Source organism: Methylobacterium nonmethylotrophicum (assembly GCF_004745635.1).
In the GTDB taxonomy this organism is placed as follows: Bacteria; Pseudomonadota; Alphaproteobacteria; order Rhizobiales; family Beijerinckiaceae; genus Methylobacterium; species Methylobacterium nonmethylotrophicum.
In genome coordinates, this window is sequence record NZ_SRLB01000011.1 from 243401 (window position 1) to 264440 (window position 21040).

Consider the following 21040-nt stretch of genomic DNA (forward strand, 5'->3'; position numbering starts at 1 on the left):
GTCACGCAATTCTGCTTAGTTTCTGGTTTCGCATCATTTTTGCCGCCGAACCGGTGCCCACTTCGGCGAATGATGCATAGTCCCGCCTCTGTCGCGAGGAGGAGCCGATGAGCGAGAACCGGCACTACGACGTCGTCATCATCGGCTCCGGGCCCGGCGGCGGCACCATGGCGTGGCGGCTCGCCCAGACCGGCAAGCGCATCCTGCTCCTCGAGCGCGGCGACTACCTGCCGCGCGAGCGCGAGAACTGGGACAGCCAGGCGGTCTTCGTCGATGCCCGCTACCAGGCGCCCGAGACCTGGTACGGCGCCGACGGCTCGAGCTTCCATCCCGGCCTGCATTACTTCGTCGGCGGCAACAGCAAGGTCTACGGCTCGGTCCTGCTCCGCCTGCGCGAGAAGGATTTTTATCAGATCCGCCATCCGGACGGCCTCTCGCCGGAATGGCCGGTGAAGTACGACGTGTTCGAGCCCTATTACCAGGCGGCGGAAGAACTCTACTATGTCCACGGCCTGCGCGGCGAGGACCCGACCGAGCCGCCCTCGACGAAACCCTACGCCTACCCGCCGATCAGCCACGAGAAGCGGATCCAGGAGCTGTTCGACGGCCTCAAGCGCGAGGGCCACCACCCGTTCCACCTGCCGGTCGGTGTGCGGCTCGAGGAGCGGGACGGCAAGCCGCTGCCGCACTCGGCCTGCATCCGCTGCGACGCCTTCGACGGCTATCCGTGCATCACCAACGGCAAGGCCGACGCGCAGATCGCCTGCGTCGACCCGGCGCTCGCGGCGCACCCGAACCTCACCCTGATGACCAACTCTTACGTCGACCGGCTGCTCACCGACCCGGCCGGGCGGACGATCACCGGCGTCGCGGTGAAGCGCGGCGACCTCACGGAGGTGTTCACCGGCGACATCGTGGTGGTGGCCTGCGGCGCCCTGTCCTCGGCGCTCCTGATGCTGCGCTCCGCCAGCGACGCCCATCCGCAGGGGCTCGCCAACCGCTCGGGGCAAGTGGGCCGCAACTACATGCGGCACAACAATTCGACGGTGCTCGCCATCTCCCGCACCCCGAACCCGACCAAGTTCCAGAAGACGCTCGGCCTCAACGACTTCTACTTCGGCGCCGACGACTGGGACTATCCCCTCGGCCACATCCAGATGGTCGGCAAGTCGGACGGGGTGCAGATCCACGGCGAGGGCCTGCCGGGCTTCCTGCAATGGTTCCCGGAGAAGCCATTCGACTGGCTCGCCAAACACTCGCTGGATTTCTGGCTCACCACCGAGGACCTGCCGATCCCGGACAACCGCATCTTCTATGACGGGGGCAAGGTCCGGCTCGACCTCAAGCAGACCAACGAGGAGGCCCTGCATCGCCTGAAGGCGAAGCTGCGCGACCTCTGCGCGAAGCTCGAGATCCACCCGCAGCTCTTCGACCGCTCGCTCTACCTCGGCAAGGACGTGCCGATCGGCGGCACCGCCCATCAGGCCGGCACGCTGCGCTTCGGCCCCGACCCGGCGACCTCGGTCCTCGACCTCGACTGCAGGGCGCACGAGCTCGACAACCTCTACGTCACCGACGCGAGCTTCTTCCCGTCGATTGGTGCGGTGAACCCGACGCTGACGATCATCGCGAACTCGCTGCGCGTGGCGGATCACATCATCGGGCGGCTCGGGTAAAGCCCGATCGGCTTGGCCGTGCGAGGGGGTGCTTGAGGCCCCAAGCCGACATCAGGATGTGTGTGACGGTGTCCGGCGAACCGCCGGTGCGGCCTACGGTGCTGGCACACTGGGCTTACGGGCACTGAGTGCCAGCCGCAGCGACAGCGACGGGGTTGGACGCTTCACGCCTATCCGTTCCTGATGGTGCGATGAAGGTCGTCGTGACCATTGATGAACGCGGCCACTTCCTTGCCCCTTAATGCAGTCGCGGGGTTGGCATCCCTCGTGCAGACGCAAGCGAAGACGAAGTCAAGGCCCCTCCGTTCCAATTTTAGCGCGGCCTATCCGGTAAATTAGTAAGCCACATCCGTTGATCGTTCTCCATTCTGCTCGGACATTCGAGCAATGTTTGCGCAGCTTATATTGCTGGATCAAATATGTTCCGATATACCGATCCGAAGAGCCGCTTCGCAGCGGCAAGTGGGCCCTGTGCATGTAAGTGGGTAACCCTCGTGCTCGGCCAGAGGCTTTTGCCTACTCGTCGTTGCTACCATGAAGTCGACTGGCTTCGGCCCGGTCCGGAGCAGGTACGAGCGTCACTCCATGATTTCATCCGCGCGCCCCAAAAGATAAGGCGGCAGATCGACGTCGAGAGCACGCGCCGTGCGCATATTTATCACAAGTTCAAATCTTGAAGGTTGCTCGATTGGCAGTTTTGCGGCTTTTTCGCCCTCTAAGACTCGTTTAAGGAAATATATAGCTCGTTTGACATTGTCGCGATGTACATATCCATAGCTTATGAGAGCGCCCTCTTCGGCAAACTGACGAACACTCGCAAGCAATCCGACCTTTTTCTCGATGGCCAGAAGGCAAAATGCTTTTGCATTGGCGTTCAATGCGCTGTCTGGCATGATTATCAAAGTATCTGGCCTGCTTGCGAAGATTTCATCCGAAAAATTTGGAAAAGATTTTGAAGGATCCCAACGATGGATGCGGGCCGTTGCTCCACGCTTTTCGCATTGATTCGAAAAAGCCTTTTCGAGGGTAATATTTGAAGGATTTAATGGATTGCTGATGGCCGCAATAGTCCCAATTTTAGGAAATGCCTCAAATCCAATATCTAATAATTTTAGCAGAGATTCCTCCCCGCTCGTAGCAACGCCTGTGATGTTGCCACCTGGATTGGCGAGACTTTCCGCGAGTCCAGCTCGTATCGGATCATTCAATGACAACATAACGATCGGAATAGTATTCGTGAGAGATTTAACAGCACTAGCTCCAGATATCGTATTGACAAGTATGGCCTCAGGATTTCTAGACAAGGCGTTCGACGATATTTTCGGCATATTCTTATAATCGCCATCTGCCCATATTTCTTCGATCTCGATGTCGCGACCTTCAACGATACCGTGATCGGCAAGCCCCTCTCTGATGAATTTTATAAGCAGAAGGCTTGATCGATCGGTGCTTCTACCTCCGCCGACGAGAACCACTCTGCGAGGGGCCGCCGAGGCCCGACTGGCTCCGAAGACCGCCAGCCATGCTCCTGCGACGCAGAACGTTCGCCGGTCCATTGATGCCCCCGATTCGGCACTAAGGGAGGAACAGCCTGCCCACATTCGGCACCACTGAAAAGTTGCAATGTGAGGTCTGCTGCGATGTTGCCCTCGAAAGGCATCTCTCGCACCGAAGCTCAGCTCTTCTCCTGAATTGCGCACGTGCTCTCGTTAAAGCCCGAGAGGGTGGACAGTAATCGGCTGCTGAGCCGATTTATATCAAGAAAGAATACAGGACTGGTTCCCGTACGTTCGTCCTGCGCAAGTGGCAAAGATGCTGTGCAATGGTCAGTCTCGAGGGTCTGCTGTCGCGTGTTGAGCGACTGGTCGGCCCTCGGCGGAGTGGTCAGCCCTGACGTATGGCTCTGAGCCGACGTGGTCCTGCCCCGGTTTGCGGTCCGAGGCCTATGCAAGGTCTCGGGCTGTGACAGCTTGGCTGGCGAAGGCTCGGGGCGTCAAGCCACCGAGCGCCATAGGCGGCCGGTCTTCGCTATCGTGGCACCTCCATTCCTCGATGCGGTCGCGGGCATCGGCCAGGGACCGGAACCATGAAGCATTCAGGCATTCCGCCCGCAGGCGGCCGTTGAAGGCCTCGATGGACGCATTGGCGGTCGGTTTACCGGGCCGAGAGACGTCGAGCTCGACCCCGTTCAGGTAAGCCCAGCCGCAAGCGCAGCGCCAACTGCGGGTCGGAGCGCTCACGGTGGCGCTGGGACGAGCGGCCGAAGCCGGTGGCCTGACAGGCCCGCCATTGGCTGATCCGCAGGCCACCTGCAGGGGACCGGCGACCTCGCGGCGAACGGCTTTGCCTCATCCCTGATCCTTGAGCACGTCCTGCAACATCGAGCGATCCAGCGTGAGTGGGCGACCAGCCGATTGAGCTTGCCGCTCTCCTCCTCCGGCTGCTTCAACCGCCGGATCTCCGGCACACCCAAACCGCCGGATCAGGGTCACGGCGGCTCAGAGCCATACTTCAGGGAGGACCACTCCGCCGGGGGCTGACCACGCGATCCCGGACCGCCACTTGCACGCCCGGGCGCGTCGCCCTGTCGTCGCTTCCCCGCTATGGAAGGGCGGCCCAGTCTCCGAAGGATCTCCCGATGCCCAAGGATCTCCCGATGCCCCTGGACCCCGCCCTCCGCGACCGCATCGTCACCGCCGTCGCGGACGGTTTCGCCGACCAGATCGCCCACACCCAGGCGCTGATCCGCTTCCCCTCGACCCGCGGCGAGGAGCAGGCGATCCAGGACTTCGTGTTTCGCAGCTTCCGCGACCGCGGCTACGCCATGGACCGTTTCGCCATGGACCGCGTGCAGATCGAGGCGCATCCGGGCGGGGCGAGGTTCGCGCCCGAGCATTCCGAGGCGCCGATCGTCGTCGGCATCCACCGGCCGCGGGAGGAGCGGGGGCGCTCGCTGATCCTCCAGGCCCATGTCGACGTGGTGCCGGCGGGGCCCGCCGACCTCTGGACCCACCCGCCCTTCGACCCGGTGGTGGAGGGCGACTGGCTCTATGGCCGCGGCGGGGCCGACATGAAGGCCGGGCACGCCGCCAACCTGTTCGCCCTCGATGCCCTGCACCGCATCGGGCTCCAGCCCGCCGCCACCGTGACGCTGCAATCGGTGGTCGAAGAGGAATCGACCGGCAACGGCGCCCTGATGACCCACCTGCGCGGCTACCGGGCCGACGCTGTGCTGATTCCGGAGCCCGAGGAGGAGATGCTGGTGCGCGCCAATACCGGCGTGCTGTGGTTCCGGGTCGAGGTCCGGGGCCGGCCGGTCCACGTGCGCGAGATGGGCACGGGGGCGAACGCCATCGACGCCGCCTACCGGGTGATCGGCGCCCTGCGGCAGCTGGAGGAGCGCTGGAACGCCGACAAGGCCGGGCGCCCGCATTTCGAGGGCGAGGCGCACCCGATCAACCTCAATATCGGCCGGATCGAGGGCGGCGACTGGGCCTCCTCGGTGCCGGCCTGGTGCCGGATCGACTGCCGCATCGCGATCTATCCGGGGACGAGCGCGGCGGAGGCCGCCCGCGAGATCGAGGCGGCGGTGGCGGCCTTTGCCCGCGACGACGCCTTCCTGTCGAACAGCCCGCCGAGCGTCACCTTCCACGGCTTCTTCGCCGAGGGTTACGTGCTCGACGAGGGCTCGGAGGCGGAAGCGGTGCTCGACCGGGCGCATCAGGCGGCGACCGGGGCCGCGCTGAGAAGCTTCATGACCGCCGGCTACCTCGATACCCGGGTCCACGCCCTCTACGACCGGGTGCCGGCGCTCTGCTACGGCCCGAAGAGCGAGAACATCCACGGCTTCGACGAGCGGGTCAGCCTCGCCTCGCTCCAGCGCATCACCACCGCCATGGCCCTCTTCGTCGCCGAGTGGTGCGGCACGGAGAGCGCCTGACGCGCAAGGCGCAGGCCGTCGATCGGCCTGTGCCCCCGCCGCCACGCTTCCCGAAATCCCTGTGCAGCACCGCCCGATCCCGCTTGAGGCAACGCCGTCTTCGGTGCGACCGCGGCAGAGTGGGTCGTCGCCGGAGCGGGAGCGCGGATGGGCATCGAGGGGTTCGTCGTCGACGGCCTGACGCAGGCGGCGCAGCAGCGGGCGGCGGATCCGCGGGCCTCGGCCTGGGTGTCGGCCAATGCCGGGGCGGGCAAGACCAAGGTGCTCACCGACCGGGTGGTGCGCCTGCTGCTCCACGGCGCGGCCCCGTCCAAGATCCTCTGCCTCACCTTCACCAAGGCGGCCGCCGCCAACATGGCGATCCGGGTGTTCGAGCGCCTCGGACGCTGGGTCACCCTCGACGAGGCGGCGCTGAGCGCCGAGCTGACCGCCCTCGAGGGCGAGGCCCCGGACGGCGCCACCCTGCGGCGCGCCCGCCGCCTGTTCGCCCGGGCGGTCGAGACGCCGGGCGGGCTCAAGATCGAGACCCTGCACGCGCTCTGCGAGCGCCTGCTGCACCTCGTGCCGTTCGAGGCCAACGTGCCGGCCCGCTTCGTGGTGCTGGACGAGGCCCAGACCCGCGAGGCGATCGACCGGACGATCGACAACGTGCTGGCCGACGCGGTCGATGCCCGCCACCCGGCGCTGGCCGGAGCACTCGGCCTCGTCGCCCCGGAGGCGGCGGGCGAGGCCCTGCGCCGGGCGATGGTGGCGGCGGTGCAGAACCGAAGCCTGATCGGCCACCCGGACGGCATCGCGTCCCGCCTCGACGCGCTCCGGGCCGCCCTCGGGCTCGCGCCCGGCGAGACCGCGGCCGCGATCGACGCGCGGATGCTGGACGGGGCCCCGGCCGACCTCGCGGGCCTGGTCGCGGCCCTGCGCACCGGCAAGGCCACCGACGAGAAGCGCGCCGACGCCCTGGCGCTCGCCGCTGCGGCGACGGGGCCGGCGCGGCTGCCGCTCTACCTGGCGGTGTTCTTCAAGGAGGAGGGCGAGGGCGACGCCTACGCTGCCTCGACCCTCGGCACCAAGGCGGTGCCGGCCCCCGCGAAGGAGGTCTTGCTCGCCGAGCAGGCCCGGCTCGCCGGCCTTCGCGACCGGCTGAAAGCCGCCCGCGCGCTCGCCCGCACCGAGGCCCTGTTCACCCTCGCCGCCGAGATCCACCGCCGGGTCGAGGCCCAGAAGGCGCGCCTTGGCGCCCTCGACTTCGACGACCTGATCCACAAGACCCTCGACCTGCTGACCCGGGTCGATTCGGCCTGGGTGCTCTACCGGCTCGACCGCGGCGTCGACCACGTGCTGATCGACGAGGCGCAGGACACCAACCCGCAGCAATGGGAGATCCTGCGCCGCATCACCGAGGATTTCTGCGCCGGGGAGGGGGCCCGGGAGGCCGGGACCGGGCTGGCCCGCACCCGCTTCGCCGTCGGCGACCCCAAGCAGTCGATCTACAGCTTTCAAGGAGCGGCGCCGGAGGAGTTCGAGACGACGCGCCGGGCCTGGCGCCGGGAGGCGGAGGGCGCCGGCCTGCCCTTTGCCGATGTCGGCCTCACCTTGTCGTTCCGCTCGGCGATCGGGGTGCTGCGGGCGGTCGACGCCACCTTCGCGCTCGAGGATCACTATCGCGGCCTGTCCTTCGGCGACGCCGCCATCGGCACCGTGCACTCCACCGCCCGGGTGCGGGCGCCCGGCCAGGTCGAGCTGTGGCCGGTGGCGCGGCCGAGCGCCGAGGAGGAGCCCGACGCCTGGACCCACCCGGTCGACGCGATCGAGGCCGGCGCCCCGGCCCTGGTCACCGCCCGCCGGGTCGCGAAGGCGGTCCGGCTCTGGACCACGACCGGCGACGAATCCGGCCGGGTCTGGCGCCCCGGCGAGGTCCTGATCCTGGTGCGCAAGCGCTCCGCCGCCTTCGAGGGGGTGATCCGGGCGCTCAAGGCCGAGGGCGTGCCGGTGGCGGGCCAGGACCGCCTCGACATCGCCGCCCACATCGCGGTCCTCGACCTCGTGGCGGCGGGGCGCGCCGCCCTGCTGCCGCAGGACGACCTGACCCTCGCGACGGCCCTCAAGACGCCCCTCGTCGGCCTCACCGACGACGACCTCGTCGGCATCGCGGCCGGGCGCGACCCGGCCGAATCGCTGGTGGCGGCCCTGCGGCGCCGCGCGGAGGCCGGCGACCCCGCCGCCCTCCGGGGCGTCGCGGCCCTCGACGGCTGGGCGGCGCTCGCCCGGGCGCACGGGCCGTTCGGCTTCTACGCCGAGCTGCTCGGGCCGCTCGGCGGCCGGGCGCTCCTGGTGCAGCGCCTCGGCGGCGAGGCGGGGGACGCCATCGACGTCTTCCTCACCGCCGCCGCCCAGGCCGAGGCCGGGCCCGACGCGCCCTCGCTCACCGGGTACCTCGCCCGCTACGAACCGAGCGGCGGGCGCGACGCCGGCGGCCACACGGTGAAGCGCGACCTCGATGCCGCCCGCGACGAGGTGCGGGTGATGACGGTCCATGGCGCCAAGGGCCTCGAGGCGCCGCTGGTGCTGGTGCTCGACGGCTGCGAGGCGTTGGGCCGCGACCCGGCCCTGATCCCGGTGCGGCTCAAGGACGGCAGCACCGTGCCGGTCTGGTCGAGCTCCAAGGCCCATGACAGCCCCGCAATCGCGGCCGCCCGCGATGCGCTCCACGCCAGGGCCGGCGAGGAGCACAACCGCCTGCTCTACGTCGCCATGACCCGGGCCAAGGACCGGCTGGTGATCGCCCCTTACGCCGGCAACGACAAGGAGACCCCGGCCCAGGCCTGGTGCGAGATGATCCGCCGCGGCCTGGTGCACGCCTTCGGCGGGGTCGCGATGACGGAGATGCCCTACGGCCCGGCGGAGAGCTGGCGCGAGGGCGCGGCCCTGCCGGAGGCCCCCGCCACCCCCGTGCCGGCGCCGGCGCCCGAGGCTTTGCCGGACTGGCTCCACCGCCCGGTGGCCATCGAGGCCGAGCCGCTGCCCCCTCTGCGCCCCTCCGGCCTCGGCGCCGCCGACGAGCCGCGCCGCTCGGAGGCCCGCTCCAGCGATCCCGCCGCGCGCCGCCGCGGCGTGCTGGTCCACGCCCTGCTCGAGCACCTGCCGGCGCTGGCGCCCGAACGGCGCCCGGCGGCGGCCGCGGCCTTCGTCGCCGCCCGCGCGCCTGGCCTCGATCCGGCCCGGCGCGAAGCCATCGCCGCGGAGGCCCTGCGGCTCCTGGAGAATCCCGACCTCGCGGTGCTGTTCGGACCCGACGCCCGGGCCGAGGTGACGCTCGCCGGCAGCATCACGGTCGCCGGCGCCCTGCGCCCGGTGCATGGCCGGGTCGACCGGATCGCGGTGACGGAGGCGGCGGTCTGGCTCGTCGACTTCAAGACCGGCCGCCCGCCGGCCGACGGCGCGCCGACTCCGCGCGGCCAGGCGGCGCAGGTCGCCCTCTATGCGCGCCTCCTGGCGACGATCTATCCCGACCGCGCCGTGCACCCGCTCCTGGTCTGGACCGCCGGGCCGGTGATGCGCCGCCTCACGGCGGAGGAGTGCGCCGCCGCCCTCCGCACGCTGGCGTGATCCGGTGTGCGCCCGCACACGGACGGAGCGGGGATGGCTTGGCCGTTGCGCTTGATCGGCCCCCGCGGGGTTCTTAACTTCACCCTCACGCGGGCCGGTCCGCGATGTCGGCCGGCTTCATGACGAAAGGAATCGTTGCGATGGCAACCGTGAAGGTGACCGACGCGAGCTTCGCGCAGGACGTGCTGCAATCGGCCGAGCCCGTGGTGGTGGATTTCTGGGCCGAGTGGTGCGGCCCCTGTCGGGCGATCGGCCCGGCCTTGGAAGAGATCTCCAGCGAGCTGAACGGCCGGGTGAAGATCGCCAAGGTCAACGTGGACGAGAACCCGGGCATCGCCTCCCAGTACGGCATCCGCTCGATCCCGACCCTGATGATCTTCAAGGGCGGCGAACTCGCCGGCCAGAAGGTCGGCGCCGCCCCGAAGGGCGACCTCTTCCGCTGGATCCAGGCCAGCGCCTGACCGGATCCGAGGGTTCGATGCGCAGCAGCCCGGCCGAGAGGCCGGGCTTTTTTCGTGGCGCGCCCTTCCGGCGGAGGCTCGGCCTCGCGGCCGGGCGTCGTCGTGTCAGAAGTCTGCAACGGTGCAGGCCCGCTTGCGCGACCGATCGGCGAGACGAGGCCATCGCGCGGCTGGCCTCTTCCCCAGATGAGGGCTACTCCCGCGTCGTAAACCGGGATCCGATCCTCGGGGCCCGCGCGGCGCGGAGGACCGATGGTCAATCGCCTGACGATCACCGAACTTGCCGGCGGCCGCGTCGCCGTGTCCCTGCGCCGCTCCGGACAGGATTTTCCGGAGGATCCGGCCGCACCGATCGACTTCTCCTCGCCCCTCGGCGCGGCGGAGGTCTGATATCGTAAGAGCCTGGAGATCCTGGAGGCGCTCGGCGACAGGCCTGGGCTGGCCAGGAGCTACCACCAACTCGGCAGGGTGGCGCAGGATCGCGGCGCCCTCGACGCGGCGGAGGGCTGGTACCACAAGAGCCTGGAGATCCTGGAGGCGTTGGGCGACGGGCCCAGGCTGGCCATGACCTACCACCAGCTCGGCATGGTGGCGCAGGATCGCGGCGCCCTTGACGCTGCGGAGGACTGGTATCGCAAGAGCCTGGAGATCGAGGAAGCACTCGACAACCGGCCCGGCATGGCGATCAGCTACCGCACTCTTGGAAGGTTGGCCCAGGCCCGGGGCGACGCCGAGGCCGCCGAGGCGTGGCTCAGGAAGGAGGCGGCGATCCGGAAGCCGCCGCCATCCCCTCCCGCCGAATAGGAGCCTCGATGACCACCTCCCCCGACGACCTCGCCCGCCGGGCCGCCGCCCGGCTCGCTCCCGATCTCGGCCCCGCCCTGCCGGCCCTGGTCGAGGCCCGCCTCCAGGGCGGCGCGCCGCCCGCGCGCTACGATGCCGCCACGGCGATCGCCCTGGCGGCCCTGGTGCTCAACGCGGCGAAGTTCGCCTGGGACATCCACCGCGATCGCCGGAAGGACGGAGCGCCGCCCACCCCCGACTCGGTCGCCCGGCAGCTGCGGCTGAGCCTCAGGATCGAGGGCGTGACGGAGGCGCAGCGCGACCGGGTGATCGCCGTCGTGGTCGAGGAGGCCGGCAAGGAGGATGGCAAGGAACCCGGATCCAAGGCGTCCTGATCCGAGCCGCCCTGACAAGACGCCCTGACCCGGCGGACGGCGCACGCCGGCGCGAGAAAGCCGCGGCCCCGGGGGCAGCCTTCCGGCAACGCTGTGCTAGATACGGTGCCATGCGCAGCACCGTCCCGGTCTCCTCCTCGCGACGCATCCTCTGCGTCTTCCCCGCCTACACGCCGTCCTTCGGCACCTTCTCGCACGCCTATCCGCTGATGGGCGGCGTGAAGGCCTTCATGCCGCCTCAAGGGCTGCTCGTGATCGCCGCCTACCTGCCGGAATCCTGGCCGGTGCGGTTCGTTGACGAGAACATCGCTCGGGCGAGCCCCGAGGATTTCGCCTGGGCCGATGCGGTGTTCGTGTCGGGGATGCACATCCAGGAGGGGCAGATCCACGAGATCGGCCGGCGGGCGCATGCCGCCGGCAAGGTCGCGGTTCTGGGCGGGCCCTCCGTCTCCGGCGCGCCGGAGAAGTACCCGGATTTCGACTACCTCCATATCGGCGAGATCGGCGACGCCACCGACGCGCTGATCCGGCACCTTGACGCGACGGTCGCGGTGCCCGACGCGCCGGTGCGGTTCGAGACGAAGGACCGCCTCGGCCTGTCCGACTTCCCGGCCCCGGCCTATGAGCGGGTACCGCTCAAGCGCTACCTGATCGGCTCGCTGCAATTCTCCTCCGGCTGCCCCTATCGCTGCGAGTTCTGCGACATCCCGCAGCTCTACGGGCGCCAGCCGCGGCTCAAGACGCCCGAGCAGCTCTGCGCCGAGCTCGATGCCATCGTGGCGCAGCCCGCCCACCCGGCGGTGGTCTACTTCGTCGACGACAACTTCATCGGCAACCGCAAGGCGACGCGGGAGATGCTGCCGCACCTCGTGGAGTGGCAGAAGCGAAGAAACTATCCCCTCCAGTTCGCCTGCGAGGCGACGCTTAACATGGCCAAGCAGCCCGAGATTCTCGAGCTGATGCGCCAGGCGAACTTCATGACCGTCTTCGTCGGCATCGAGACGCCGGAGGCCGACGCGCTCAAAGGCATCGACAAGACCCACAACGCCGCCGTGCCGATGTACGAGGCGATCGAGACGCTGAATGCCTACGGGCTCGAGGTCACCTCCGGCATCATCCTGGGCCTCGACACCGACTCGGACCGCTCCGAGCAGAACCTGATCGACTTCATCGACAAGTCGGCGATCCCCGTCCTCACCATCAACCTGCTTCAGGCCCTCCCAAAAACCCCGCTCTGGGACCGGCTCGAGCGGGAGGGGCGGCTCGTCCATGATGCCAGCCTCGAATCGAACGTGCTGTTCAAGCGCCCGCACGACGACGTGGTCGGCTCCTGGCGCCGGGCCATCGCCCATGCCTACGCGCCCGAGCACCTGTTCGAGCGCTTCAAGCGCCAGTGCGACGTCACCTACCCGCACCGGATCGCCACGCCGACATCGGCCAAGCTGACGCTGACGAACCTGCGCCGCGGCCTGATCCTCGGCTTCAACATCCTGACCCGGGTCGGCCTGTTCTCCGACTACCGCCGGCCGTTCTGGCGGGCGGCCGCCTACGCGCTGAAGCGCGGGCAGATCGAGGCGGTGTTCAACATGGGCTTCGTCGCCCACCACCTGATCCGCTTCACCCGCGAGGCCCTGCGCGGCGAGCACAACGCCTCGTTCTACGCCGCGCAGGACAAGGCGAAGGCGGAGGCCGCCGCAAGGGGAGGGGCCCGGCAGGCGGCGTGAGTGGGAGGCACGAAGGGGCTGTTTGCACCGCAACCGCTCGGAGCGCGAGGCGGCAGGAGCCGAGGCGGCCCGACGTCCCGCCGCCGAATTCCGGCGACACCCGGACACCTCGCGATACGCCCGGGAACCGGCGGCTGCGGAGGGGCTCGACCGCCCGCGTCCCGTCCCGGCGGAACGATCACGCGCGCTTCCGTTGCTTAAGACTTTCTCAAAAGAGGCATGTCACCAATTGCCGCGTCGACGCAGAGGAAGTGTGGCGCCGTAGTGCCCGATCCGCTACGGCACTCGGGAACGCCGTCATGAAGATCAAATCCCTCCTTACCGTCATCCTGGCCGGTTTCGCCCTCGTGGTGATCGCGCTCTGCGGTCGCAGCCTGCACGAGTCCTGGCGCCGCTGGGTCTCAACCGACATGGTCTCGCGCCTCGCGAGCCTGGATCGTGCCCTGCTGGAGGCGCTCCCGAACATGCGCCTGGAGGGCGGGGTGATCGTCGGTGCGATGCGCGTCGAGCCGGACCAGACCGCGCCGATGCGGCGGGAGGCGGCGGAGCGCAAGACGATGCTGGACGCGGTGCTGCCACCGGCCATCGCCCAGGCCTCCGCCATGGCGGATCATCCGGCGATCCGGTCCTCCGCCGAGGCGCTGTCCTCGGCGGCGGCGGCATGGCAGCGCCTGCGCGACGAGGTCGAAGCGGCCATCGCGCAGCCGGTCGCGGCGCGCGACGAGGCGCTGATCGGCAGGATCGTCGCCGGCCGCGACCGCTTCGTCTCGGCTGGCGAGGCCCTGATGGCGGCGATCGAGGCGACGATCCGCACGGAGGATCCGACCCTGTCCGACCTGGTCCTTGGCCGGGTGATGGCGTGGTCGGCCCGGAGCGTCGCCGGAACCGCCAACGTCCAGCTCAACGACCTGCTCGGACAGAAGCGGGCCATGACCCCCGCCGAACGGGAGAGCATCGTCTCCCTGATACGCGTCTCGGAATTCGCCTTCGCGGCGGCCCGCGAGATCGGCGCCCGGACGGTCGATGCGCCGAACCTTCGGGCCGCGATCGCGGCGGCCGACGCCTCCTACTACACGGGAGCGTTCCCGCAGGCGGTCCGCGACGTCCTCGACGTGCTGGCCACCCCCGGCAAGCCCCGCCCGACCGTGGTCGAGTGGCGCAAGGGATCGACGCCCGCCGTCAACCCGATCGCCGCCGCGGCCACGGCCTTCGTGGTCGAGCTCGACGAGGCGGCCGCGCGCTCGGCGCAGGCGGCGACCCGGCAGCTCATGCTCTACGCGGGGCTGCTGGTCTCGAGCCTGATCCTGGCGGCCGGCGGCATCGCCTTCGTGAGCCGGGGCGTAATTCGTCCACTCTCGGCGATCACCGACGCCGCGCAGCGCCTCGCGCAGGGCGACACGGCCGTCGCCATACCGGGCCGCGGCCGGCGCGACGAGATCGGGGCTCTCGCGGGAGCCGTGCAGGTATTCCGGGACAACCTGGCCCGCACGCAGGCCCTGGAGCACGAGGCGGCGCTGGCGCGGGACGGCTTGGAGGCGCAGCGTCGCGTCGCCCTGCACGAGATGGCCGAACGGTTCGAGCGGACCGTGAGCGGGATCGTGCAGGTCGTGTCGCGCTCGGCCGCCGAGCTGCAGGAGACGGCCGGCACGATGACCGCCTCAGCCGCGCAGACCGCGACCCAGGCCGCTGCCGTCGCCGCCGAGGAGGCCGCCACCAACGTCAACACCGTTGCGGCCGCCGCCGAGGAACTCGGCGCCTCCGTGCACGAGATCGGCCGCCAGGCCGCAGGCTCGACCCAGCTGGCCGGCACGGCGGTCGGGGAAGCCGCGGCGACCTCGGGCCTCGTCGAGGACCTCTCCGGGGCCGCGGCCAAGATTGGCGAGGTCGTGTCGCTGATCAGCACGATCGCCGGACAGACGAACCTGCTGGCGCTCAACGCCACCATCGAGGCTGCGCGGGCCGGCGAGGCCGGCCGCGGCTTCGCGGTCGTCGCCGCCGAGGTCAAGGCGCTCGCCGGGCAGACGGCGCGCGCGACCGACGAGATCGCCGCGCAGGTCACCCGGATCCAGTCCTCGACGCACGAGGCGGTGAGGGCCATCGGCGGCATCGGATCGCGCATCCACGAGATCAGCGCGATGGCGACCAGCGTCGCGGCGGCCGTCGAGGAGCAGGGCGCCGCGACCCGTGAGATCATCCGCGGCGTCACGCAGGCGGCGACGGGGACCGGCTCCGTCACGCAGACCGTGGCCAGCGTGGCGGGAACCGCCGAGGAGACGGGCGCCGCTGCGAGCCAGGTGCTGTCAGCTGCCTCCGCCCTTTCGCAGCAATCGGATCACCTCGCCGCCGAGGTCCGCCGGTTCCTGGATACCGTGCAGGCCGCCTGATCCGGACGCGGCCGGACATCGGTCCTGCTCGCCGCGCCTGCGACGGAAAATCCTCGCATGCCCACTTGGCAGGCGGCTTGCACGCCGCTATAGACCCGGCTCCACGTTTCCGAGATCGAAAGGATCTGGCCCATCGGCCGGTCCTCGAGAGAGGTCCCCGGGCAACCGGGTGACTTGAGTGGCCGGAAGGGCTCAGGGGGCAACCCCTCGCGCCCCGTCCGGCCATGTCCTGTCCGAGACTGCAGGCGCCGGCATCCGCCGGCTTAAACCCCCAGCCTGCACAGACGGGGAAGACCGAGTTTCACCGCCCCAAGGGCCCTCCCGGGCCGGCGGGGCGTCGGTTTGAACCATCTCGCCCGAGGCGAAGGCCTGCCAAGGCCGGCGCGTCGGGGGCAGGGCCGTGAAGCGTCGTTCAGGACGTCGCGGTCTTTATCGAAGGCCCCGGCTCATCCTGGGCGGCAACTGCAACCGGCGGGGCCCATCCGGGTTCCGCCAACCGGAGAGAGCCAAGGTGGACAGAGCAGCAAAAGCTGATCTCGTCGCGACGCTCAACGGGGTGTTTGCCAACACCTCCGTCGTCGTCGTGGCCCACTACAAGGGCCTCACGGTCGCCGACATGCAGAAGCTGCGCTCGCAGATGAAGCAGGCCGGCGCCACCGTGAAGGTCGCGAAGAACCGCCTCGCCAACATCGCTCTCGAAGGCACGGACGTCGCCTCCATCCAGCCCCTCCTGAAGGGCCCGACCCTGCTCGCCTATTCGAGCGACCCGGTCGCGGCCGCCAAGGTGGCGGTGGACTTCGCCAAGGCCAACGAGAAGCTGGTCATCCTCGGCGGAGCCATGGGGACGACCGCCCTGAACCCGGACGGCGTGAAGGCCCTGGCCTCGCTGCCGTCCCTCGACGAACTGCGCGCCAAGCTCGTGGGCCTCATCCAGGCTCCCGCGACCAAGGTCGCGCAGGTCGTCAACGCGCCGGCCGCCAAGCTCGCGCGCGTGTTCGGGGCCTATGCCAAGGCCGGCGACGCCCAGACCGACGAAGCGGCCTGACGGGCTGTTCGAGACCAAACCGTTCAAACCGACAACATCAGGAAGTGAAAAATGGCTGATCTTGCCAAGCTCGTCGACGACCTGTCCTCGCTGACCGTCCTCGAGGCGGCCGAGCTCGCGAAGATGCTCGAGGAGAAGTGGGGCGTCTCGGCGGCGGCCGCCGTCGCCGTCGCCGCCGGCCCGGCCGCCGGCGCCGCTGCCGCCCCGGTCGAGGAGCAGACCGAGTTCACGGTCGTGCTCGCCGCCGCCGGCGACAAGAAGATCGAGGTCATCAAGGAGGTCCGCGCGATCACCGGCCTCGGCCTCAAGGAGGCCAAGGACCTGGTCGAGGGCGCTCCGAAGCCGGTCAAGGAGGGCGTGTCCAAGGACGACGCCGCCAAGCTCAAGGCCCAGCTCGAGAAGGCCGGCGCCAAGGTCGAGCTCAAGTAAGACGGTGGCGGGCCCTTCGGCCCGCCGCTCGCTCCGGATCCGGCCTCGGCCGGTCCGGGGCCACGAGCCCGCGGGCCTCGCGCTCGCGGGCTATGGTCGCTTTCAGTGCGTCTCACACAATTCCCGCTGCGCCGACGCGGCCCTCACGAGCGACGACGGCGATCGGGAGTACCGGGAGTTGTGTGGGAACACGTCAGCGCACCCCCTCGGGATCCGGGGTACGGATCCCCATATCGGCGTATTCGAAGGTTTGCGGGCGGCCGGCGCACGGGCGGCCCGCACGGTCTCGGCAGGTCTGATGCGGGCGGTTCGCCTAGAGCGTCCCACCGGGGCCGTATAAGCGGTGGATGAGGAGCGAGGTCAACCCATGGCCAACACGCTGGTCGGTCGCAAGCGCATTCGCAAGTTCTTCGGCAAGATCCGGGAAGTCGCCGAGATGCCGAACCTCATCGAGGTCCAGAAGGCGTCCTACGACCAGTTCCTGATGGTGGACGAGCCCGAGGGCGGCCGCGCCGACGAGGGCCTGCAATCCGTCTTCAAGTCCGTCTTCCCGATCTCCGACTTCTCCTCGACCGCGCTGCTCGAGTTCGTCAAGTACACCTTCGAGCAGCCGAAATACGACGTCGACGAGTGCCGCCAGCGCGGCATCACCTTCGCGGCCCCGCTGAAGGTCACGCTGCGGCTGATCGTGTTCGACGTCGATCCCGATACCGGCGCCAAGTCGGTCAAGGACATCAAGGAGCAGGACGTCTACATGGGCGATATGCCCCTGATGACGGAGAACGGCACCTTCATCGTCAACGGCACCGAGCGCGTCATCGTCTCGCAGATGCACCGCTCGCCGGGCGTGTTCTTCGACCACGACAAGGGCAAGACCCACTCCTCGGGCAAGCTGCTGTTCGCCGCGCGCATCATCCCGTATCGCGGCTCCTGGCTCGACGTCGAGTTCGACGCCAAGGACATCGTGCACGCGCGCATCGACCGCAAGCGCAAGATCCCGGTCACCTCGCTGCTGTTCGCGCTGGGCCTCGACGGCGAGGAGATCCTGTCGACCTTCTACAACCGCGTCACCTACGTGCGTGACGGGCAGGACTGGCGCGTGCCCTACGACGCCGAGCGGCTGAAGGGCTTCAAGGCCTCGACCGACCTGATCGATGCCGATTCGGGCGAGGTGGTGCTCGAGGCCGGCAAGAAGCTGACGGCCCGCGCCGCCCGCCAGATCGCCGAGAAGGGCGTGAAGGCCCTGCGCGCGACCGACGACGACCTCGTCGGCCAGTACATCGCCGAGGACATGGTCAACTACAAGACCGGCGAGATCTACGCCGAGGCCGGCGACGAGATCAGCGAGAAGGTGCTCAAGGGCCTCGCCGACGTCGGCATCGAGGAGATCCCGGTCCTCGACATCGACCACGTCAATGTCGGCCCCTACATCCGCAACACCCTGGCGGTCGACAAGAACTCGGCCCGCGAGGGCGCGCTGTTCGACATCTACCGGGTGATGCGCCCGGGCGAGCCGCCGACCCTCGAGACCGCCGAGGCGATGTTCCACTCGCTGTTCTTCGACGCGGAGCGCTACGACCTCTCGGCCGTCGGCCGGGTGAAGATGAACATGCGCCTCGACCTCGACGCCGCCGACACCGTGCGCACCCTGCGCAAGGAGGACATGCTGGCGGTCGTCAAGGCGCTGGTCGACCTGCGCGACGGCAAGGGCGAGATCGACGACATCGACCATCTCGGCAACCGCCGGGTGCGCTCGGTCGGCGAGCTGATGGAGAACCAGTACCGGCTGGGCCTCCTGCGCATGGAGCGCGCCATCAAGGAGCGGATGTCGTCGGTCGACATCGACACCGTGATGCCGCAGGACCTGATCAACGCCAAGCCCGCGGCGGCGGCGGTGCGCGAGTTCTTCGGCTCGTCGCAGCTGTCGCAGTTCATGGACCAGACCAACCCGCTCTCCGAGGTGACGCACAAGCGCCGCCTGTCGGCGCTCGGCCCGGGCGGCCTGACCCGCGAGCGCGCCGGCTTCGAGGTGCGCGACGTGCACCCGACCCATTACGGCCGGATCTGCCCGATCGAGACGCCGGAAGGCCCCAATATCGGCCTGATCAACTCGCTCGCCACCTTCGCGCGGGTGAACAAGTACGGCTTCATCGAGACCCCGTTCCGGCGCGTGCGCGACGGCGTGGTCACGGACGAGGTCGCCTACCTGTCGGCGATGGAGGAGGCGAAGTACTACGTCGCCCAGGCCAACGCCGCGATGGACGAGAACCGCAAGCTCACGGAGGACCTGGTGGTCTGCCGGCGGGCGGGCGAGGTCATCGTGGTGGGTCCCGAGCGCGTCGATTTGATGGACGTGAGCCCCAAGCAGCTCGTGTCGGTCGCGGCGGCCCTGATCCCGTTCCTCGAGAACGACGACGCCAACCGGGCGCTGATGGGCTCGAACATGCAGCGCCAGGCGGTGCCGCTCGTCCGCGCCGACGCGCCCTTCGTCGGCACCGGCATGGAGGCGGTGGTCGCGCGCGATTCGGGTGCCGCGATCGGCGCCCGGCGCGCGGGCATCGTCGACCAGGTCGACGCCACCCGCATCGTCATCCGGGCCACCGACGAGGCCGACGCCTCCAAGCCCGGCGTCGACATCTACCGGCTGCAGAAGTTCCAGCGCTCGAACCAGTCGACCTGCATCACCCAGAAGCCGCTCGTGCGCGTCGGCGACGTGGTGAAGAAGGGCGACATCATCGCCGACGGTCCCTCGACCGAGTTCGGCGAGCTGGCGCTCGGCCGCAACGTGCTCGTCGCGTTCATGCCGTGGAACGGCTACAACTTCGAGGACTCGATCCTGCTCTCCGAGCGGATCGTGAAGGATGACGTGTTCACCTCGATCCACATCGAGGAGTTCGAGGTGATGGCCCGCGACACCAAGCTCGGGCCGGAGGAGATCACCCGCGACATCCCGAACGTCTCGGAGGAGGCGCTCAAGAATCTCGACGAGGCCGGCATCGTCTATATCGGCGCCGAGGTCCACGCGGGCGACATCCTGGTCGGCAAGATCACCCCGAAGGGCGAGAGCCCGATGACGCCGGAGGAGAAGCTGCTCCGCGCCATCTTCGGCGAGAAGGCCTCGGACGTGCGCGACACCTCGCTCAGGGTGCCGCCGGGCGTCACCGGCACGATCGTCGAGGTCCGGGTGTTCAACCGCCACGGCGTCGACAAGGACGAGCGCGCCCAGGCCATTGAGCGCGAGGAGATCGAGCGCCTCGCCAAGGACCGCGACGACGAGCAGGCGATCCTCGACCGCAACACCTACGCGCGTCTCGCCGACGTGCTGGTGGGGCAGTCGCCCGTCGCCGGCCCGAAGGGCTTCAAGAAGGAGACCACGCTCACCCGTGAGGTCCTGGCGGATTATCCCCGCTCGCAGTGGTGGCAGTTCGCCGTCGTCGACGACCGTCTCATGACCGAGATGGAGGCGATGCAGAAGCAGTACGACGAGTCGAAGAAGCGCCTCGAGCAGCGCTTCCTCGACAAGGTCGAGAAGCTGCAGCGCGGCGACGAGCTGCCTCCGGGCGTCATGAAGATGGTCAAGGTCTTCGTGGCGGTGAAGCGCAAGATCCAGCCCGGCGACAAGATGGCGGGCCGCCACGGCAACAAGGGCGTGGTCTCGCGCATCGTGCCGATCGAGGACATGCCGTTCCTGGAGGACGGCACGCATGCCGACATCGTGCTCAACCCGCTCGGCGTGCCGAGCCGGATGAATGTCGGCCAGATCCTCGAGACGCATCTGGGCTGGGCCGCCGCCGGCCTCGGCCGGCAGGTCTCGCAGGCCGTGGACGCGTACCTGCGCACCCACGACGTCGAGCCCCTGCGCGAGCGGATGAAGGCGATCTACAGCGAGACCGAGCTGGCCGGCCTGTCCGACCAGGAGCTCGCCGAGGTCGGCAACAACCTGCGGCGCGGCGTGCCGATGGCCACCCCGGTGTTCAACGGCGCCAAGGAGGCCGACATCGAGGCGATGCTCGAGATGGCGGGCCTCGACCGCTCTGGCCAGTCGACGCTCTATGACGGGCGCACCGGCGAGCCCTTCGACCGCAAGGTCACGGTCGGCTACATCTACATGCTGAAGCTGCACCACCTGGTGGACGACAAGATCCACGCGCGCTCGATCGGTCCGTACTCGCTCGTCACCCAGCAGCCGCTGGGCGGCAAGGCGCAGTTCGGCGGCCAGCGCTTCGGCGAGATGGAGGTGTGGGCCCTCGAGGCCTACGGCGCCGCCTACACGCTGCAGGAGATGCTGACGGTGAAGTCCGACGACGTCGCCGGCCGCACCAAGGTCTACGAGGCCATCGTGCGCGGCGACGACACCTTCGAGGCGGGCATCCCGGAGAGCTTCAACGTGCTGGTGAAGGAGATGCGGTCGCTCGGCCTCAACGTCGAGCTCCTGTCCTCCAAGCGCGCCGCCAACGACCAGCTCGAGGCTCCCCCGGAGGCGGCCGAGTAGGCCCGTCCGACCACATCCCTCGCGACAGCGGCGGGGCCCTCATGCCGAGGGCCCCGGCCGCCATTCTCGTTTCCCTCAGACGGCGGCCGCCGACCCCGCCCTTCG

At 69.1% G+C, this 21040-nt stretch carries 13 protein-coding genes and 1 pseudogene; 12 read left to right on the forward strand and 2 right to left on the reverse strand.

Annotated elements, in window-relative coordinates; genetic code table 11:
- Positions 1 to 107: 107 nt before the first annotated feature.
- A complete protein-coding gene (locus EU555_RS16930) occupies positions 108 to 1676 on the forward strand; it encodes a GMC oxidoreductase (RefSeq protein ID WP_135416106.1) in 1569 nt (522 codons plus the stop codon).
- Positions 1677 to 2254: 578 nt separating this feature from the next.
- Here EU555_RS16930 and EU555_RS16935 read toward each other — a convergent pair.
- Both EU555_RS16935 and EU555_RS37030 read right to left on the reverse strand, forming a co-directional pair.
- Positions 2255 to 3232 carry an ABC transporter substrate-binding protein gene (locus EU555_RS16935; RefSeq protein ID WP_167858571.1) on the reverse strand — a complete coding sequence of 326 codons (978 nt, stop codon included), beginning with the start codon at positions 3230 to 3232 and terminating at the stop codon, positions 2255 to 2257.
- 387 nt (positions 3233 to 3619) lie between these two features.
- Positions 3620 to 3877, reverse strand: a pseudogene (locus EU555_RS37030) (integrase core domain-containing protein); the annotation flags it as partial.
- 455 nt (positions 3878 to 4332) lie between these two features.
- Between EU555_RS37030 and EU555_RS16945 the strand changes: the two are divergent.
- The 11 genes from EU555_RS16945 to rpoB all read left to right on the forward strand — a co-directional run bounded on the left by EU555_RS16945 (position 4333) and on the right by rpoB (position 20935).
- Entirely contained in the window at positions 4333 to 5616 is a 1284-nt protein-coding gene (locus EU555_RS16945; protein WP_135416176.1) for an ArgE/DapE family deacylase, read from the forward strand.
- A 147-nt stretch (positions 5617 to 5763) separates the two neighbouring features.
- A complete protein-coding gene (gene addA / locus EU555_RS16950; protein ID WP_135416110.1) occupies positions 5764 to 9222 on the forward strand; it encodes a double-strand break repair helicase AddA in 3459 nt (1152 codons plus the stop codon).
- A gap of 140 nt (positions 9223 to 9362) precedes the next feature.
- Positions 9363 to 9683, forward strand: a complete 321-nt coding sequence (gene trxA / locus EU555_RS16955) for a thioredoxin (RefSeq protein WP_135416112.1) — start codon at positions 9363 to 9365, stop codon at positions 9681 to 9683.
- 252 nt (positions 9684 to 9935) lie between these two features.
- On the forward strand, positions 9936 to 10073 hold the full coding sequence (locus EU555_RS36215; RefSeq protein ID WP_167858572.1) for a hypothetical protein: 138 nt from the start codon (positions 9936 to 9938) through the stop codon (positions 10071 to 10073).
- A gap of 12 nt (positions 10074 to 10085) precedes the next feature.
- Positions 10086 to 10487: a tetratricopeptide repeat protein gene (locus EU555_RS16960; RefSeq protein ID WP_135416114.1), complete on the forward strand. Its 402-nt coding sequence runs from the start codon at positions 10086 to 10088 to the stop codon at positions 10485 to 10487.
- A gap of 8 nt (positions 10488 to 10495) precedes the next feature.
- Positions 10496 to 10861, forward strand: a complete 366-nt coding sequence (locus tag EU555_RS16965; RefSeq protein ID WP_135416115.1) for a hypothetical protein — start codon at positions 10496 to 10498, stop codon at positions 10859 to 10861.
- Positions 10862 to 10971: 110 nt separating this feature from the next.
- On the forward strand, positions 10972 to 12585 hold the full coding sequence (locus tag EU555_RS16970; RefSeq protein ID WP_135416118.1) for a B12-binding domain-containing radical SAM protein: 1614 nt from the start codon (positions 10972 to 10974) through the stop codon (positions 12583 to 12585).
- Positions 12586 to 12884: 299 nt separating this feature from the next.
- Complete coding sequence (locus EU555_RS16975; RefSeq protein WP_135416120.1) at positions 12885 to 14969, forward strand: methyl-accepting chemotaxis protein; 2085 nt, start codon at positions 12885 to 12887, stop codon at positions 14967 to 14969.
- Between the two features lie 511 nt (positions 14970 to 15480).
- On the forward strand, positions 15481 to 16014 hold the full coding sequence (rplJ, locus tag EU555_RS16980) for a 50S ribosomal protein L10 (RefSeq protein ID WP_135416122.1): 534 nt from the start codon (positions 15481 to 15483) through the stop codon (positions 16012 to 16014).
- A gap of 51 nt (positions 16015 to 16065) precedes the next feature.
- A complete protein-coding gene (gene rplL, locus EU555_RS16985) occupies positions 16066 to 16443 on the forward strand; it encodes a 50S ribosomal protein L7/L12 (protein WP_135416124.1) in 378 nt (125 codons plus the stop codon).
- Between the two features lie 367 nt (positions 16444 to 16810).
- Positions 16811 to 20935 carry a DNA-directed RNA polymerase subunit beta gene (rpoB, locus tag EU555_RS16990; RefSeq protein ID WP_135416126.1) on the forward strand — a complete coding sequence of 1375 codons (4125 nt, stop codon included), beginning with the start codon at positions 16811 to 16813 and terminating at the stop codon, positions 20933 to 20935.
- Positions 20936 to 21040: the final 105 nt, after the last annotated feature.

Coding starts and splice junctions, on each gene's coding strand:
- EU555_RS16945 (WP_135416176.1), top strand. CDS start 4,333: ATGCCCCTGGACCCCGCCCTCCGCGACCGCATCGTCACCGCCGTCGCG.
- EU555_RS16965 (WP_135416115.1), top strand. CDS start 10,496: ATGACCACCTCCCCCGACGACCTCGCCCGCCGGGCCGCCGCCCGGCTC.
- rpoB (WP_135416126.1), top strand. CDS start 16,811: ATGGCCAACACGCTGGTCGGTCGCAAGCGCATTCGCAAGTTCTTCGGC.
- EU555_RS16975 (WP_135416120.1), top strand. CDS start 12,885: ATGAAGATCAAATCCCTCCTTACCGTCATCCTGGCCGGTTTCGCCCTC.
- EU555_RS36215 (WP_167858572.1), top strand. CDS start 9,936: ATGGTCAATCGCCTGACGATCACCGAACTTGCCGGCGGCCGCGTCGCC.
- trxA (WP_135416112.1), top strand. CDS start 9,363: ATGGCAACCGTGAAGGTGACCGACGCGAGCTTCGCGCAGGACGTGCTG.
- EU555_RS16970 (WP_135416118.1), top strand. CDS start 10,972: ATGCGCAGCACCGTCCCGGTCTCCTCCTCGCGACGCATCCTCTGCGTC.
- rplL (WP_135416124.1), top strand. CDS start 16,066: ATGGCTGATCTTGCCAAGCTCGTCGACGACCTGTCCTCGCTGACCGTC.
- EU555_RS16935 (WP_167858571.1), bottom strand. CDS start 3,232: ATGGACCGGCGAACGTTCTGCGTCGCAGGAGCATGGCTGGCGGTCTTC.
- EU555_RS16930 (WP_135416106.1), top strand. CDS start 108: ATGAGCGAGAACCGGCACTACGACGTCGTCATCATCGGCTCCGGGCCC.
- addA (WP_135416110.1), top strand. CDS start 5,764: ATGGGCATCGAGGGGTTCGTCGTCGACGGCCTGACGCAGGCGGCGCAG.